Annotated in this window: 17 protein-coding genes; 16 read left to right on the top strand and 1 reads right to left on the bottom strand. The window is 44.3% G+C overall.

Annotated features, from left to right (window positions below; all coding sequences use genetic code 11):
• Positions 1-11: 11 nt before the first annotated feature.
• The 14 genes from CCC71_RS00135 (at position 12) to rplL (ending at position 11,238) form a co-directional block, all read left to right on the top strand.
• Positions 12-1,433, top strand: coding sequence for a CCA tRNA nucleotidyltransferase (locus CCC71_RS00135; RefSeq protein ID WP_156705572.1), 1,422 nt, complete (start codon positions 12-14; stop codon positions 1,431-1,433).
• 9 nt (positions 1,434-1,442) lie between these two features.
• Complete coding sequence (locus tag CCC71_RS00130; protein WP_021840606.1) at positions 1,443-3,404, top strand: penicillin-binding transpeptidase domain-containing protein; 1,962 nt, start codon at positions 1,443-1,445, stop codon at positions 3,402-3,404.
• Between the two features lie 33 nt (positions 3,405-3,437).
• Entirely contained in the window at positions 3,438-4,286 is an 849-nt protein-coding gene (locus tag CCC71_RS00125) for a bifunctional 5,10-methylenetetrahydrofolate dehydrogenase/5,10-methenyltetrahydrofolate cyclohydrolase (protein WP_021840605.1), read from the top strand.
• A complete protein-coding gene (hypA, locus tag CCC71_RS00120) occupies positions 4,264-4,605 on the top strand; it encodes a hydrogenase maturation nickel metallochaperone HypA (protein WP_021840604.1) in 342 nt (113 codons plus the stop codon). Before CCC71_RS00125 ends, hypA begins: the two co-directional genes overlap by 23 nt.
• Before the next feature lie 36 nt (positions 4,606-4,641).
• Positions 4,642-5,301 (top strand): hydrogenase nickel incorporation protein HypB, encoded by a 660-nt coding sequence (hypB, locus tag CCC71_RS00115; protein WP_021840603.1) that lies wholly within the window; start codon positions 4,642-4,644, stop codon positions 5,299-5,301.
• Between the two features lie 2 nt (positions 5,302-5,303).
• Positions 5,304-7,001 carry a hypothetical protein gene (locus CCC71_RS00110; protein WP_296332582.1) on the top strand — a complete coding sequence of 566 codons (1,698 nt, stop codon included), beginning with the start codon at positions 5,304-5,306 and terminating at the stop codon, positions 6,999-7,001.
• 24 nt (positions 7,002-7,025) lie between these two features.
• On the top strand, positions 7,026-7,490 hold the full coding sequence (gene brxF / locus CCC71_RS00105) for a BREX-3 system P-loop-containing protein BrxF (protein WP_021840601.1): 465 nt from the start codon (positions 7,026-7,028) through the stop codon (positions 7,488-7,490).
• A 349-nt stretch (positions 7,491-7,839) separates the two neighbouring features.
• Complete coding sequence (gene rpmG / locus CCC71_RS00100) at positions 7,840-7,989, top strand: 50S ribosomal protein L33 (RefSeq protein WP_006555618.1); 150 nt, start codon at positions 7,840-7,842, stop codon at positions 7,987-7,989.
• A 40-nt stretch (positions 7,990-8,029) separates the two neighbouring features.
• On the top strand, positions 8,030-8,260 hold the full coding sequence (secE, locus tag CCC71_RS00095; RefSeq protein WP_021840600.1) for a preprotein translocase subunit SecE: 231 nt from the start codon (positions 8,030-8,032) through the stop codon (positions 8,258-8,260).
• A gap of 11 nt (positions 8,261-8,271) precedes the next feature.
• On the top strand, positions 8,272-8,808 hold the full coding sequence (gene nusG, locus CCC71_RS00090; RefSeq protein WP_247240117.1) for a transcription termination/antitermination protein NusG: 537 nt from the start codon (positions 8,272-8,274) through the stop codon (positions 8,806-8,808).
• Between the two features lie 104 nt (positions 8,809-8,912).
• Entirely contained in the window at positions 8,913-9,338 is a 426-nt protein-coding gene (rplK, locus tag CCC71_RS00085; protein WP_006555621.1) for a 50S ribosomal protein L11, read from the top strand.
• Positions 9,339-9,417: 79 nt separating this feature from the next.
• Positions 9,418-10,128, top strand: a complete 711-nt coding sequence (gene rplA, locus CCC71_RS00080) for a 50S ribosomal protein L1 (protein ID WP_006555622.1) — start codon at positions 9,418-9,420, stop codon at positions 10,126-10,128.
• 182 nt (positions 10,129-10,310) lie between these two features.
• Entirely contained in the window at positions 10,311-10,814 is a 504-nt protein-coding gene (rplJ, locus tag CCC71_RS00075; protein ID WP_006555623.1) for a 50S ribosomal protein L10, read from the top strand.
• A 52-nt stretch (positions 10,815-10,866) separates the two neighbouring features.
• Positions 10,867-11,238: a 50S ribosomal protein L7/L12 gene (rplL, locus tag CCC71_RS00070; protein ID WP_006555624.1), complete on the top strand. Its 372-nt coding sequence runs from the start codon at positions 10,867-10,869 to the stop codon at positions 11,236-11,238.
• A gap of 141 nt (positions 11,239-11,379) precedes the next feature.
• Here the strand turns inward: rplL and CCC71_RS00065 are convergent, their stop codons facing one another.
• Entirely contained in the window at positions 11,380-12,252 is an 873-nt protein-coding gene (locus CCC71_RS00065; protein ID WP_021840358.1) for a LysR family transcriptional regulator, read from the bottom strand.
• 200 nt (positions 12,253-12,452) lie between these two features.
• Between CCC71_RS00065 and CCC71_RS00060 the strand changes: the two genes are divergently transcribed.
• Positions 12,453-14,144, top strand: a complete 1,692-nt coding sequence (locus CCC71_RS00060) for a carboxylesterase/lipase family protein (RefSeq protein ID WP_156705529.1) — start codon at positions 12,453-12,455, stop codon at positions 14,142-14,144.
• 354 nt (positions 14,145-14,498) lie between these two features.
• Positions 14,499-16,238 carry a multicopper oxidase family protein gene (locus tag CCC71_RS00055; RefSeq protein ID WP_021840360.1) on the top strand — a complete coding sequence of 580 codons (1,740 nt, stop codon included), beginning with the start codon at positions 14,499-14,501 and terminating at the stop codon, positions 16,236-16,238.
• Positions 16,239-16,291 lie beyond the last annotated feature (53 nt).

Here is a 16,291-nt window from a genome sequence, read left to right as displayed (position 1 = left end):
CGAGCGGTGAAATTTGGCAAGGTGCGACGCGGATTCTGCGTGCGTTAGCGGATGCCGGATTTGAAGCCTATGTCATTGGTGGTGCGGTGCGCGATTTGGTGCTCAAACAAACACCTCATGATTATGATATTGTAACGAAGGCAAGACCCGATGATATTATAGATATTATGGCTAAGGCCGGTTTTAATACGACCGGTGTAGTCGGTAAGTCTTTTGGCGTGGTTGTAGTGATGGTGCCGGAAGGCAGTTATGAAGTCGCCACATTCCGCCGCGAGCGCTATGGTGCGGACAGTCATCGTCCGGAAGAAGTGGTATATGCCGATACGCTTGAAGAAGACGTGGCTCGCCGCGATTTTACGGTGAATGGCATGGCCATGACGGCTCAGGGTGAAGTGATAGATTTAGTGGGCGGCCTTAAAGATATTAAAAGTCTTACTTTGCGTACCATTGGTAATGCGGAAGAACGATTTCAAGAAGACGCGCTACGTTTGTTTAGGGCTTGCCGTTTTGTGGGCAAGCTCGGTTTTTTGCCGCATCGCAGCTTATTGGATGGTATGGCGCCTAACTTTAAACGCGTAGAAGGGCTCTCCTTGGAGCGTGTTCGTCAGGAACTGGACGGGCTCTTGGTCACACCTCATGCGGCCAAAGGTCTTGATGTTTTGGTTCAGTCCGGCTTGGCCGATTGCAACTGTCGCATACTCATGGCCGGTGAATATGAGTTAGTTCCGATTTTGCCGGAATTGCATCATTTGGTGGGATTACCGCAGCAACCGGAATTTCATGCCTATGACGGCTGGGTGCACACCTTGGCCGTAGTGCAGGCGATTAAGCCTGATTTAACCTTGCGTTGGGCTGCTTTATTGCATGATGTGGCCAAAGGCATGGACTGCATTCGCGGTTTTCACAACGGCCGTATTACGGACCGTGGCCATGATCAATTGGGCGCTCAAATGGCAGAAGTTATTTTGACACGCTTACAATACCCAAAAAAGATGGTGCAGCGCGTAGCATGGCTCGTGAGCAGTCATATGCGCTTTCACTTTTTTGCCAATAATCAGGATGCCGACCCTTGGCGCTGGATGCGTAAAGAGGCTCAGAGTGGCCGTTTTCGTAAAAGCAGCGAGTTAAAAGAAGCGGTACAGCAAATGGCTGAAGTGTGTGCTGCCGATGTTATCGGTTGCGGTCGGCCCCATAGCAGTACCGATGGTACATACGCCATGGGCGAATGCCTGGCGGCGATAACGGAATCGGTGCCGATTCATACGCGAGATTTGGCGTATGGGCCTGAATTGCCGGCCCTATTGGGTGACAAAACAGGGGAGATATTGCAAGCATTGTTAGTTCAAGTGCGTAGCGGTCAAGTTGCGAATGAACCGGAGGCCTTAATGGAGGCGGCTAAGCGTAAACTGGCTCGTAAAGCACGTAAGGAGTAATAGGGATTCATGATTACTAATAAGGATCAGAAAGCCTTACAAAATAAAATATTTCTAATTCTCGTGATTTTTTCCGGCGTAATGGTTCTCTTAGCCGGGCGTCTGTTATGGCTCCAGGTGTTTGATAACAGTCAATTGGATACGAAGAATTTAAGTCAGGTAAAAGAAGAACGTAAACTTCAATCGCCGCGCGGCACGATTTTTGACCGCAACGGTAATCCCTTGGCCATCAGTATCGTGACTCGGTCCTTGTATGCGGATCCGAAGATGATTAAACAGTCGCCGGAGGAAATTGCGAAGCTGATTGCGCCGTATACGCGTATTAAGGAAGAGACCATTGTTAAACGTCTGCAAGAAGATACAGCGTTTATCTGGCTTGATCGTATGATGGATCCAGATAAATCGAAAGCGGTTGATCAAGTTATAAAGGATAATGAACTTGTAGGCCTTAATTTCGTTAATGAAAGTCGTCGTTTCTATCCTAACGGTAATTTGTTAGCTCAGGTGCTCGGTTTTGTAGGCACCGATGATAAAGGGCTGGACGGTCTGGAAATGCAAATGGATGATACTTTGCGCGGTGGCACGACTAAAGAGTTGATCGCTACGGACTCGCATGGTACCGCTATTTTTGGCTCTGTATTATCGCAGTTTTTGCCGGAAAAAGAAAAAAGTATTACCTTAACGATTGATACGACGGTTCAGTTTATTGCGGAACGGGCGTTGGATAAAGCCATGGCGGATACGAAAGCGACGGGCGCCAGCATTATTGTTATGGATCCGAAGACGGGCGAAATTTTGGCAATGGCTAATCGTCCGACATATGACCCGAACCACTTTGATAAAGGAAATGATAATTCTTATAAAAACCGCGCTGTTACCGACATGTATGAACCGGGCTCTACCTTTAAACCGTTGACTGCTTCGGCGGCGTTGGCATCCGGTAAATGGACTGTGGATACCGTTTTTAATGATACCGGTTCGTTTGTTGTGGGAGACCATACGATTCAGAACTGGGATGGCGAAGGCAACGGCCCGGTGCGTTTGTTGGAAATCTTAAAATATTCCCTCAATACCGGTATGGCTAAGTTGGGTATTACGACCGGTAAAGAGATTATGGATAAATATCTCCGGGCGTACGGATTTGGTAAAGCCACAGGTATTGAATTGCCGGGTGAAGCGGAAGGCCAGCTCCGGTCGTTGGATGATATGTCCCAGCTTGATTTGGCGACAATTTCGTTTGGCCAAAGTGTTAACGTTACCCCGCTCCAAATGGTACAGGCCTTTAGTGCCATTGCCAATGGCGGTAAAATGATGAAACCGCATATTATTAAGAGTATCAATAATCCGGATGGCTCGGAAGAAGAGATAACTCAAGATATGTCGGCGGGTCAACCGATTCCGGAAGATGTGGCCAAGACAATTCTTGATATTTTGGAAAAAGAAGTATCCGAAGGGGGCGGCAATAAGGCGGCCGTTGACGGCTATCATTTTGCCGGTAAAACCGGTACGGCTGAAAAACTGGATCCGGAACATGGCGGTTATTTAAAAGGGCGTTATATTGCGTCCTTCATCGGCATGGGTCCGGTGGAAGATCCGCGTTTCGTAACGCTTATTGTAATTGACGATCCGAGCGGTACCTACTATGGCAGTCAAATTGCAGCCCCTGTTTTTAAAGACATTATGAGTCAGCTGGTGCGTTACTTCCAGTTGTCACCATCGGTAACGCGTGAAAAAGACTTGAAAGGGCAGAGTGATACTCGCCCGGCTAAACCGAGCGTTGAAAAAGCGCCTGATGGCAGCGTTATCATTCCTGATTTTACCGGCTGGACGACCGGTGAAGTGCGCGATTGGCTCCATGATGCAGGTTTACAATTTGCTCCTGACGGTACCGGTTATGCAGTATCTCAGGATATCCCCGCCGGTGGCGAAGCCGAAGCGGGCGAAGCGGTAACAGTTTATTTTAAACGATAAAGATATTGTTATATATAATTAGGAGGCGTTGGCATGATTGAATTACGTGGCAAAGCTGTGGCGGATGCCCACAAAGCAGTGTTAAGTGAGCGTTTGGCAGAACTTCAGGCAAAAGGTATTGTGCTGGGCTTAGGTATTTTATTGGTAGGCGATGATAAAGCGGCGCAAATGTATGCTCGTTTTATGGAAAAAACTGCCAAGAGTGCCGGCTTTGGTGTTGAAGTAGCACATTTGTCGGCTGATGCGTCCCAAGCGGAAGTCCTGGCTGTTGTTAAACGGTGGAACGAAGATGACCGCATTTATGGCGTCTTGCCGTTGATGCCGATGCCGCCGCAGGTAGACCCTGATGTGATTATTGAAAGCCTGGATCCCGGTAAGGATATTGACGGTCTTACGGCGCGTAATATCGGCCTTGCCAGCTCCGGCAAAGGCGGGTTCTGGCCATGTACGCCGCTCGCTTGTATGGCCATTTTAGAACATTATAAAATTCCGTTGGCCGGTAAGCATGTTGTCGTTGTCGGTCGCAGTCAGGTTGTAGGTAAACCGGTAGCTTTGCTCCTGTTGGAACAACATGCGACGGTGACTCTTTGCCATTCCAAAACTACAAATTTAGAAGAGCATTTAAAGCAAGCTGATGTAGTGGTAGCTGCTGTGGGCCGAGCTCATGTGATTACCGGTGATATGTTAAAACCGGGCGCTACCGTTATCGATGTAGGGATTAATGATTTAGACGGTAAGACGGTAGGCGATGTAGAGTATGCATCGGCTATTGAAGTGGCCGGCGCCGTTACGCCTGTACCGGGTGGCGTAGGTTCCGTAACGACCACGATGTTATTAGAAAATATTTACGAGGCCTATCATGCACGAAATGTCAATCGCTGAGGGAATTGTTGATATTGCCCTCGATACGTTAAAAGCTAATGAGGGTCACGTAATTCACGCCATTCAATTAAAACTCGGCGTTATGTCGGGTGTTGAACCGGATGCATTGCAGTTCTGTTTTGATTCGGTTACTAAAAATACGGCCGCCGAAAATGCGGTTTTGCAAATTGAAATGATACCGCTTTGTGGCAAATGCCTTGATTGTGATAAGGAATTTTCCGTCACCGATTATGTATTTAAATGTCCCCATTGCGGCAGTTTGGCCATTTCCACCATAACGGGCCGCGAATTGCAGGTGGCGTCAATCGATATGGATTGATATGGTCCGTGTATATAGATTAAGAGTGAGGTAGCTATGGAAGTAAAAGTTATGACCAATGTGCTGGCCAAAAATGATGCTATTGCAGCTGATTTACAGCGCTTGTTTAAAGAAAAAAATATATTTGTCTTTAATTTATTGGGCTCACCGGGTGCGGGCAAAACCTCACTGCTCGAAGCGACCCTCAAGGAGCTCGCCGAAGAGTATTCACTCGCCGTAATTGAAGGCGATTTATATACCGCGAAAGATGCGGAACGCATTCATAAATTGGGCATTCCCGTTTTGCAAATCAATACGGTTGGCGGTTGCCACTTGGATGCGAAAATGATTGAAGATGCCTTGGCTGAACTGGATTTAGACAAGCTTGATATGATTATTATAGAAAACGTAGGGAATTTGGTGTGTCCTGCTGAGTTTGCCATTGGCGAAGCCATGAAGGTTACCGTACTATCCGTTACGGAAGGGGAAGACAAACCGCTCAAGTATCCTTTGATTTTTAAAGAATCGAAGGCTGTGTTGTTGAATAAGGTGGATTTGTTGCCGTATATTCCGTTCGATAAGGAGAAAGCCGTTACGGATATTAAGAACTTAAATCCGGCGGTTAGCCTGTTTGAAGTGAGCTGCACTGCCAAAACAGGGCTAACCGAATGGACGGATTGGCTTAAAGCTCAGATAGAAGCGGTACGAAAGGGGTAGTTATGAAACAATTACAGCGTATTTCATTGGCAGTTCTCATAAGCAGTGCCTTAACGGGTGGTGTTTTTGCAAATGGAACAGCTGATTTGGTTATGGATCCGGCCGATACTTGGGCACCGGAGAAGGCCGCCGTTAATAAAATGGCGGTGCGCTTGGCGGAAAGTATTGAGGCTCAAGAGAGTGAAAAAACCGGCATTGACTTGACGGCTATCGGCAAGAGTTATACGGCTGACTCTTTGGAAGCTTTGTCTGAAAAGGACTTTGCTATCGGCAAGTTGATCCTCGGTGCTGATTTTAGAACCTTAACAGGTAAGGACAGTGATTGGGAAGCACTGCTCGGTGGTCCTTTAAGTGAACGTGAAGCGGCTGCCGGTGATAAAACGGCTACGGCTACTAAAGCGGCCACTGATGCGGCTGATGCTGCTGATGCCGCTGATACCACTAAGGACGCTGAAGCTAACGAAGCAGCTAAAGCTGATGCTGCAAAAGGTGACGCTAAAGACGGTGTTGCTGAAGACGCGGCTAAAGGTGCCTCTGAAGATGCGAAAGCTGATGCAGCTAATACAGCTAATACAGCTAATACAACTAATACAACTAATGCCGTTAAGACTGATTCTGTCGATGCAGGGAAAGATGTCGATGATGCGGTAAAGGACGATGGTGAGATTAAGCTGTTAGCCGATGACGCTAAGAAATCTAAAAAGATTCGTCCCGCAAAACCGGCGGTTAAACCGATTACCGTGAAAGATATGTTTACTACTTATACCGGTAAAGACGGGAGCTTCACCGTGTATACCGGCGTATATGGCCCTAATTCGAGCTCTTTAAACGGTCATTTGGGTGACGGTGATACGTTGCGTCGTGAAGGTCTGGATTATACGTTTGCCCCACAAACTATTACGAATATTCACATCACCGAAGGCGCGGCTGAGACGGTTCGCGACATCGGTATCGGCAAAACGCGCGGCACAATCCTCTTTGCTTACGGGGCTCCGCAAGGCATGTGGCGGGATGCTAAAACGGGAACCGTAGCGCTTATTTATAAATATGAAAAAAGTAAAAATTCTGTAAAAAGTAAGAAGGAATTTGCGTCGCCTGTGGCGAAAGATAATAGAGAAGGCATACCGCTTACAACTAATGGTATTAATGCTTCGTCTTCGCAGTATTTAGTGTTTACACTAAAGAATAATAAAGTAAGCGCTATCGATATGATTGACGGCCAGGTGTGGTCGCGTCTTAAGCTACCGGCTGTGCAGGAACAGTATTACAAAGCCAACCACTTGACGGCTGATGATTTTAGTCTCATGGGCTATCGTGTGAATGAACCGTTCGTTTCGAATCAAGATGAACAATGGCAACAACGAGGCTTCTTATATGACGACGAATTCATTGCTTACGACGATGTTTTGGTAGGCTATGACAAAAATCAGATGGTAGTGCGGGCGATGATTACCAAAAGCACCGCTTTGACGCGCCGCGGCATTTCGATTGGCGATAGTAAGTATTTATTGTTATATTTATATGGCATGCCTACGAGCGTGGAAACGGATACCGCGGCTAACGGCGATCCGCTCATGATATATACTTACAAGAACCCTGACTCGGCATACAGCTATTTGTTGTTTACAGTGGGTGAGAAAGACAATTTTATAAAAACGGTAATGTTGTCAGACAGACCTAACAAAGAATTGAGTAAGTAGGGTTTCGGTAAAGGAGGATGACACATGGTAACAGCACAGGACATCAAAGAACGATGGAATTCTCTGCAGGCGGATGAAGAACGGATTTTATTTATTGTCGGCGGTCCCGGATCCGGGAAGAGTAAATTAATCCGCGAATTGGCAGAGCAAGACGGTTGGAAGTACATTGAAGCAAAAGAACTTATTGACGATGAGTTTTTGGAAGTAGCTCGCGATTTACGTCCCGATATGGCGAAGGACGTTATGTGTGAAGCTCTAAAGGCGTGCGGTTCCGATGTAATTTTACTGGATAATGTTAATGTATTGTTTGCACCAATCTTAAATTTGAAGCCTATTGAATTATTAAAGACAATCAGCACCATGTACCCAATCGTAGTAGGTTGGCGCGGTCGCTTTGATGGTGAAAATTTGTTCTTGGAACATAACAACAATCCTAATTATTTCTCCTTTAAAGTAGAAAAAGCAGAACGTATCGTATCTATTGACTAAGTTTTAATAATAGCGTAAGATATGTAATTGTAAATGACGATAAAGAGTCTTTGCCCGGTATCAGCCGATGGTAAAGGCTCTTTGTTTCGCCGGGATGTTTGCTTACTGGATAGGCTGAGGTTTTAGCGATCCATTCAGTGGGACGTGCGGTTAGCAGGCGGACCAAAAATTTTGTGAAAAAATTAAATTTAGCCTATAGACACAGTAGGTAAAGTTTGTTATAATGAATTGTCAGGTGGTCGCCTGGCTTTTTTAAGTTGCCCAAAACTTGACATGCTTGCCCTGCTGTGGTAGGCTATATAAGCATATTTGTTTAAGGCAAGTTTATTTTGAAGTGAGGTGTATCCGGATGCGTAATGCAGTGACTATGGCATGTACTGAATGCAAACAACGTAACTATCAGACGAACAAGAATAAGAAAAACAATCCTGATCGTATTGAAATGATGAAATACTGCAAATTCTGCGGTAAACATACGTTACATCGCGAAACGAAATAATTCGTTTCATCCAATTAACCCGATGATTTAAGGATGTGAAATGATGGCAGGATCCAATTCTACAGCACCGCAGCAGCGTCGTGGCGGCGTAGGTCGTATGGCGCGCGAAATGAAAGCGGAACTCAAAAAAGTAGTCTGGCCGACAAGAAAAGAGCTCATCAATTACACGATTGTAGTATTCGTTACCGTAGTATTTATCTCCGCCTTAATCGGCATTGTAGATGCTATCTTTAGCGAATTATTCCAGTTGTTGATGCGTGTTGTCGGATAGGAGGCCTTTCCGTGGAAGCAGAAAAGAAATGGTATGTTATACATACTTACTCAGGCTACGAAAATAAAGTAAAAACTAATCTTGAACGTAAGGTTCAATCCATGGGCATGGAAGATACGATTGGTCGTATTTTAGTGCCTGTTGAGGATGAAATCGACGAGAAAGATGGCGTTAAGAAAGTTGTAAAACGCAAAATCTTCCCCGGCTACGTAATCGTAGAAATGGAAGTAAATGATCGTTCCTGGTATGTAGTACGTAACACACCGGGTGTAACAGGCTTCGTAGGCTCTGCTACCAAACCGGTACCGTTATCTGATTCCGAGGTTGAATATATCCTCAAATCACAGGGGCTGGATCAAGCACCAAAGCAAACGATTGATGTCGTAGTAGGCGAAACAGTGCGCATTACTTCCGGTGCCTTTGAAGATAGATTAGGTACTATTACTGAAATCAATCACGAAAAACAGACATTGAAACTTGATGTGGAAATGTTCAATCGTGAAACGTCGGTAGAGGTAGATTTTTCTCAAGTTGAGAAAAATCTTTAATATATACAATATAACTCTAAACTTTTTAGGCGGCTTGGTGGTCGCCAGTGGGAGGAAATTTTTCCGTTACCACCACATTTTGAGCACAAGGAGGTGTAATCACCATGGCTAAAAAAGTTACAAAAATTGTAAAACTTCAGTGTGAAGCAGGAAAGGCTAGTCCAGCGCCACCTATCGGCCCGGCTCTTGGTCAGGCAGGTGTTAACATTATGGCGTTCGTTAAAGAATTTAATGAACGTACAGCACAGCAGGCTGGCTTAACTATTCCGGTTGTTATTACTGTATTTGAAGATAGAAGCTTCACTTTCGTTACAAAAACTCCACCGGCAGCTGTTCTTTTATTAAAAGCAGCTGGTATCCCTAAAGGATCCGGTGTCCCTAACCGTGACAAAGTAGCAAAAGTTAGTCGCGATAAAGTTCGTGAAATCGCTGAACTCAAAATGCCTGACTTGAATGCAAATACTGTAGAACAAGGCATGCGTATGGTAGAAGGTACTGCACGCAGCATGGGCATTGTAATCGTTGATTAATTAGCGTACGACGTGTGCCAATGAGGGCACATATCGGTGGGAGGGAATTCCCGTTAAACCACATAAGGAGGATTTTAGAATGGCAAAAGTAGGTAAGAAATACGCTGAAGCAGCTAAACTTATCGAAGCCGGCAAATTCTACGAACCAGTAGAAGCTGTTGAGCTCGTTAAGAAAACTGCGACTGCTAAATTCGACGAAACTGTTGAAATCTCTTTCAACTTGAATGTCGATCCTAAATACGCTGATCAACAAGTTCGTGGTGCAGTAGTTTTACCTCATGGTACTGGTAAAACTAAACGCGTCCTCGTATTTGCGAAAGGCGAAAAAATTAAAGAAGCGGAAGATGCTGGTGCAGATTTCGTAGGTTCTGAAGAATTAGTAGCAAAAATCCAGGGTGGCTGGAGCGACTTCGACGTTGCTGTAGCAACTCCTGACATGATGGGCCAAGTTGGTCGTTTAGGTAAAATTTTGGGTCCTAAAGGCTTGATGCCAAACCCTAAAGTTGGTACTGTAACGATGGACGTAGCTCGTGCTGTTAACGAAATTAAAGCCGGTAAGATCGAGTATCGTACCGACAAAGCAGGTATCATCTCCTGTGCAATCGGTAAAGCTTCTTTCGATGATGCTAAATTGCTTGACAATTACCGCACAATCGTTGATACTATTATTAAGGCTAAACCGGCAGCAGCTAAAGGTCAGTACATTAAATCTGTAACCTTGAGCTCTACTATGGGCCCTGGTGTTCCACTTAACGTATTCAAATTGACTACTGTTACGAAGGAACAATAATTAGATATGTTCTCTTAGCTGTAGACCGCAGGTATGTATAATGGATGTAAATCCGCCCGCTGAGGCTGACACCGAATTCTTTTAGTAGAACGGTTCTGACCTCATCGTTTTGGCGGTGAGGTCGTTTTTTACGCTAAGATAGTACATAGAGCATCACCAAAAATCTATAAGGAGGTATTCTAATGGCTGTCACTACACAGAAACAGGCAATCGTTGCACAGATGAAAGAAAATCTTTCTGAAGCAAAGGGGGCCGTACTTGTTGGTTACCATGGCTTGACAGTAGCTCAGGTAACTGATTTACGCCGTAAATTCTTGGCTGAAGATGTAGAGTACAAAGTAATCAAAAATACATTGACTCGCATTGCAGTTAATGAATTAGGTATTGAAGGTTTCGCGGAGCACTTGGAAGGTCCAACTGCGTTGGCAATTTCCAAAACTGATGCAGTAGCTCCGGCTCGTATCATTGAAAACTTCATTAAAGACACTAAAACTGAAGCAATTGACGTTAAAGTAGGTCTTGTTGAAGGTAAATTAATCAATGCTGACGAAGTTAAAGCCCTTGCTAAATTGCCTAACCGTGAAGGTATGCTTTCCATGCTCCTTTCCGTACTTCAGGCTCCAATCCGCAACGTGGCTTACGCTGTAAAAGCGGTTTCCGAAGCAAAAGACGAAACTGTAGCATAATCGGTAATTTAAACATATTACTACCAAATATAATTAGTGGAGGAACTAAATCATGGCACTTAACATTGAAAACATCGTTGCTGAATTAGAACAAGCAACAATCCTTGAATTAAATGATCTTGTAAAAGCTATCGAAGACAAATTTGGCGTAACTGCAGCTGCTCCTGTAGCTGTTGCTGCTGCTGGCGGTGCTGCTGGCGCAGGCGAAGAAAAATCTGAATTCGACGTAATCTTGAAAGACGCTGGCGCTGGTAAAATCAACGTAATCAAAGTTGTTCGCGAAGTAACCGGTCTTGGCTTGAAAGAAGCTAAAGCTGTTGTTGACGGCGCACCTGCTCCTGTAAAAGAAGGCATTGCTAAAGCTGACGCTGAAGCTCTTAAAGCTAAATTGGAAGAAGCTGGCGCAACTGTTGAACTTAAATAATTTAAGTTTAGCATTATAGCTTAACAAATCAAAACACCCCGTGGCTTAGGTCACGGGGTGTTTTTGTGTGTTGAAATACTTAGAGGACTGTCATTGGGATCGCCCCTTATTAGCTGTTGATAGGGGGGTTGACATCGATGTTTACTCAGTTTTTAGTTGTTCCAAAAACGAAAGAACATTAGGTGGACTTTCTTTAGAATAAATTAGACCATATGGCATTTCATAGGATTCTTCCAAAGGAATAGACAGAAGGGCCGGGTGAATCTGTTGCCAACAGTCTAAGGACAGTAATATGTCTCCGCTTTCGGCACAATCGTTGAAGGTATCCATATTGTAGTGGTCCTGAATATCTACGATGTTAATTTGTGGGTGATGCGTTACCAGATGGTTACGGATATTGTCGTTTAAAGGACTGATGCCGGTAATCATCATGCGCAAGCGATGACCTTCTAAATCTTTAAAAGATAATTGCGATAGGCCGTGTAATGGGTGCTGTATGGGTACGGCCAAGCAAAAGTGATACGAGCCTAACGGGAGAATTGAAATATTATCGGTAGCGCGAAAATGATTGTAGGGGCTGATAATACAGTCAAATTTATTATTAAGTAGTTTCTTATAAGACTCATCTTCACTAAAGGGAATAATTCTAAACTGCATATTTGCCGTTACCGATAAATTACGATTCCAAAGGAGTATGAATGGATCGATGGGATACATAAAGGAACAGCCTATTCGGAGAATCGGATGTTTCTTATGTTGGACCGCCTCTATTTCTGCAATTGCTTTACTAGCGAAGTCCATTATCTCTAACGTGTGATGATATAGTATTTGTCCTTCCGTTGTTAAGGTGACCCCTCGCGTCGAACGATGGAATAAAGTCGCGCCAAAGTGCGTTTCCAGATTGCCCATCTTCTTAATGACTGCTGTATGAGTAATAAAACACTTTTGTGCTGCTTTGGAGAAACTTCCTGTTTCGGCAACTGCTTTAAAAATATCTAAATCTTTGTTGTACATAAGATCTCCTTATTTTGAAAAACGATGCATACATACGTCTTTTTACCTGATTTAAGATAAGACTGTTACTAATAAAGCGTAGGGTGTAAAAGTTATCGGCATATAATAAGTAGAAACTTTTAGTTACATCTATTGTAAAAAATGGAAACTTCTCTGTCAATGTTAAATCGGTTACACTGTTATCAGAGAGGAGTGATACAATGAATTTATTTCAAAAGAAAGCATGGCGAAACTTAAGTAAACTAGGTTTAGCAGTTTTATTAGCAAGTCAATTTAGTTTCAGCACGGCGGCCGATGTCGTTGTTACTAATGGGGCACCGTCGGTAGCAGTAACCGATTTAGCGACCACGGCGGTGCAGCAGTCGGCACCTATCGTGCGCATTAACACAGGTCTTTTGCGAGGGACAATCGAAAATGGCATTGAGAGCTATAAAGGAATCCCTTATGCTGAGCCACCGGTAGGAGAACTTCGTTGGCGTCCGCCGCAGCCGCCAAAATCTTGGGAGGGTGTTTATGACGCCACCGAGTATAAAAGTCAGTTTGCACAGAATAGTGATTTAGGCGTATTTGCCACCGCCGGTGGTAGCGAAGATGCTTTATATCTTAATGTGTTTGTTGACGAAGCGGCCCGCCTTAAGGCAGAAGCCAATAATGAGAAACTTCCGGTGTTTGTATGGGTTCACGGGGGCGGTTTAAAAGTTGGCGCGTCTCAGGATTATAATCCGACGGCCTTAGCAAAAGAGGGAGCCATAGTGGTAACGATAAATTATCGCTTAGGTATATTTGGGCTTTTTGCCCACCCGGCTATTGATGCCGAAGGCCATGCCATCGGCAATTACGGCCTTATGGACCAGGACATGGCACTCACCTGGGTACAAGAAAATATCAGTCAATTTGGTGGGGATCCACAAAACGTTACCCTTGCCGGGGAATCTTCCGGTGGTGAAAGTGTCTTGACGGCCATGGTAAATCCGCATTCAGCCGGTAAGTTCCAGCAGGTTATTTCCATGAGTGGTAATACATCAACTATGACGGCTGCCTTTACACAGAACAGTATAGCGGAAGCTGAGGCGAAAGGGATTGCCTTTGCCGAAGCCAATGGTTTAAAAGATGCTACGGCCGAACAGCTTAGAAGCTTATCGACGGAACAAATTCTTCGCACTCAGACACCGTATATGTTGATGACATTTATGGTTGATGGGGAGTACATACCAGAACGTTCGATGGAAGCATTTAAAAACGGCCGTTTTAATAAAGCAACCCTTATTAATGGTGTTACTAAGCAGGAAGGTAATTTCTTTGCCGGCTTACCGGAAACTTTGACCGGGAAAGCCATGGATCGTGAAGGGTATATGGCTCAATTAGATTGGCTGGTAAATTTATTGGGCGACAGACCGGGCCTCAAAGAAGCTATTATGGCAGAGTATCCACCGGAGCAATATGACTCTTACGCTGAAGCATTTGCCCCTTTGATTACCGATGCATGGTTATCTTCTTCGATGCAACGCATAAATGATGTGCTCTATAATCAGATTCCGGTGTATGCTTATGTGTTTGCTGATGAAACGGCGCCGTCTTATTTGGTAACGAGTTTCCCGCAAAAAGCATCGCATACTTATGAATTACCGTACATCTTCCCTGGATTTAACGGCAGTTCCATTCAATCTACGGCTTTAAATCCGGAACAGCAAAAGTTAGCCAATCAAATGGTTCAAATTTGGGCGCGTGCCGGTGAAATTAATAAGCAGTCTGAGTGGCCAACCTATGATCCAAAGAAACAAAACTATATGACCTTCACTTTGCCGAATTCCTATATGAGCGAAAATGAATTTAACGAAGCGCATCATACAGCGTTTTGGAATAAAATTAACAGTGAATATCAGCCAAAATAGTAGGCAACTTGTCGAGCATTTTGAAACACTTACATTAAAAAAACTCCAATATTAAAATTATAAATCAACCTCCTAATATTAGATATGAGAGCTAATATTAGGAGGTTTTTATTCATAAAATATAAAAAAGACTAGCCTCAAAAGACAGATGTACCCTAATATACCCCCGTGTTGAGTCTTTCCTACAATCATGGTATGATTACATGGTAAAAAACCTAATATACCGGTATGGGGTATATACTATTTCAAAATCAAGTATATATCGGTATTGGTATAGGCATACATATATCCTGGTTTTCAGGTGAAATATTTAAAATGTGTTGTAGTTAAAATGTAAGTATTGGAGACGGTGAAATGAAGAAGTATTCAAATTATATGAAAGCTTTATTGGTGGCAGTAGCGATAACAGGCGGGACAGCCATTGTATCTGCTCATGATACAGTGACGACCAATGATTGTTGCTACGATAGCGCGACCGCTACAAACAGCCAAAATATGACGGCTAACATGAGTTCTATGATGGGCGGCATGGTCAATAACATGATGAACAATCAGAGTTCCGCGAATAACAGCTCTATGCATTCTATGATGAATGGCCAAAATTCCATGGATAGCAACTCCATGCACTCCATGATGTCCGGCATGATGAATGGCGGTATGATGGGCATGACGGCTACTAATTCGATGAACGGCATGATGGGCATGATGGGACACATGCACGGCGTTGATGATGTGCCCGCTTTGAAGCAAGTACAACAAGCTGCAAAACCGTTGGCTATACCCCCTATGCAAAAAGGGACAGTAGATGAAAACGGTGTGCGTCACCTTGAAGTAACGGCTCAAGAAGGGAAAACAGCCATTAAAGACGGTGCCCTTACCGATACATATGGCTATAACGGCAGCGTACTCGGTACCACTTTATACATGAAACACGGCGAAAAAGTAGCCATTAAATTGAAGAATGAGTTACCTGAAAAAACAACCTATCACTGGCATGGCATGGTAGTTCGCTCCGATGTTGATGGTGGTCCTCATTATCCGATTGCCGCTAACGGTGGCACCGGCGAAGTTGAGTTTACCGTTGATCAGTCAGCCAATACAGCTTGGTATCATCCGCATGCCATGGGCTTAACGGCCAGCCAGGTATATAAAGGCTTAGCCGGTTTCATCTACGTAGATGACAACAAAGAAGGCGCTTTGAACTTGCCGCATACTTATGGTGTTGACGATATCCCGGTGGCCATTCAGGAACGCAACTTCACGGCCGATAACCAATGGGATTATGAGAAAGACTATAATGCCGACGGCGTATATGGTGATACCCTCGTTGTAAATGGTACTATTAATCCATACTTTGATGTGAAAACCAACATGGTTCGTCTTCGGTTATTGAACGGTTCCAATGCGCGTACCTATACCTTACAGTTGTCCGACATGAGTCCTATGATGCAAGTAGCCGGTGACGGTGGCATCTTACCTTGGCCGGTACCTAAACAATCCATTACGATTGCCCCGGGTGAACGTGTCGAAGTGTTGGTTGATTTTTCAAAATATAAAGACGCCTTGCCAAGCTTGGTAACTACAAACGGTACTAACGGTACAGCCAATGTATTGAACTTCAAACGTGGGGCCGATACCTTAACGGCCGAAGCTAAAGTAAACACGGACATGGCCGCTTGGAACTATAACAATATGAATGCGTCCGATGACTTGACGAAACCGGCCGATAAATCTATCGTTATGTCCGGCATGGCTCAAAACGTAATGATTAACGGTAAAAAATTCGACATGGGTCGTATTGATTTCACCAGCAAATTGGGTTCTACTGAAATCTGGGACGTATCTAATGCAGATCCGGGCATGATGGGCATGATGCATCCGTTCCATGTACACGGTGTTCAGTTCGAAGTCTTGTCCCGCAACGGTCGCCCCGTAGATGCTGCTGAAAAAGGTCTTAAAGATACTATCCAGGTAGATCCGGGCGAACACGTACGTATCCGACTTCACTTCACTAAACCTGGCGTATTCATGGTTCACTGCCATATCTTGGAACATGAAGAAAACGGCATGATGTTGCAGCTGGAAGTTAAGTAATGGTGTTTAGTAGTGTATAGATAATATTGAATAGCTATATGATTTAGCATAGA

It is taken from the genome of Veillonella sp. LMAG:90 (assembly GCF_008679445.1).
Taxonomy (GTDB): Bacteria; Bacillota; Negativicutes; order Veillonellales; family Veillonellaceae; genus Veillonella_A.
This window is presented reverse-complemented; position numbering and strand designations above follow the sequence as displayed.

Excerpts from the sequence above, each read along its gene's own strand:
- CCC71_RS00130 (WP_021840606.1), top strand. The coding sequence starts at position 1,443 with ATGATTACTAATAAGGATCAGAAAGCCTTACAAAATAAAATATTTCTA.
- CCC71_RS00125 (WP_021840605.1), top strand. The coding sequence starts at position 3,438 with ATGATTGAATTACGTGGCAAAGCTGTGGCGGATGCCCACAAAGCAGTG.
- hypA (WP_021840604.1), top strand. The coding sequence starts at position 4,264 with ATGCACGAAATGTCAATCGCTGAGGGAATTGTTGATATTGCCCTCGAT.
- hypB (WP_021840603.1), top strand. The coding sequence starts at position 4,642 with ATGGAAGTAAAAGTTATGACCAATGTGCTGGCCAAAAATGATGCTATT.
- CCC71_RS00110 (WP_296332582.1), top strand. The coding sequence starts at position 5,304 with ATGAAACAATTACAGCGTATTTCATTGGCAGTTCTCATAAGCAGTGCC.
- brxF (WP_021840601.1), top strand. The coding sequence starts at position 7,026 with ATGGTAACAGCACAGGACATCAAAGAACGATGGAATTCTCTGCAGGCG.
- rpmG (WP_006555618.1), top strand. The coding sequence starts at position 7,840 with ATGCGTAATGCAGTGACTATGGCATGTACTGAATGCAAACAACGTAAC.
- secE (WP_021840600.1), top strand. The coding sequence starts at position 8,030 with ATGATGGCAGGATCCAATTCTACAGCACCGCAGCAGCGTCGTGGCGGC.
- rplK (WP_006555621.1), top strand. The coding sequence starts at position 8,913 with ATGGCTAAAAAAGTTACAAAAATTGTAAAACTTCAGTGTGAAGCAGGA.
- rplA (WP_006555622.1), top strand. The coding sequence starts at position 9,418 with ATGGCAAAAGTAGGTAAGAAATACGCTGAAGCAGCTAAACTTATCGAA.
- rplJ (WP_006555623.1), top strand. The coding sequence starts at position 10,311 with ATGGCTGTCACTACACAGAAACAGGCAATCGTTGCACAGATGAAAGAA.
- rplL (WP_006555624.1), top strand. The coding sequence starts at position 10,867 with ATGGCACTTAACATTGAAAACATCGTTGCTGAATTAGAACAAGCAACA.
- CCC71_RS00065 (WP_021840358.1), bottom strand. The coding sequence starts at position 12,252 with ATGTACAACAAAGATTTAGATATTTTTAAAGCAGTTGCCGAAACAGGA.
- CCC71_RS00060 (WP_156705529.1), top strand. The coding sequence starts at position 12,453 with ATGAATTTATTTCAAAAGAAAGCATGGCGAAACTTAAGTAAACTAGGT.
- CCC71_RS00055 (WP_021840360.1), top strand. The coding sequence starts at position 14,499 with ATGAAGAAGTATTCAAATTATATGAAAGCTTTATTGGTGGCAGTAGCG.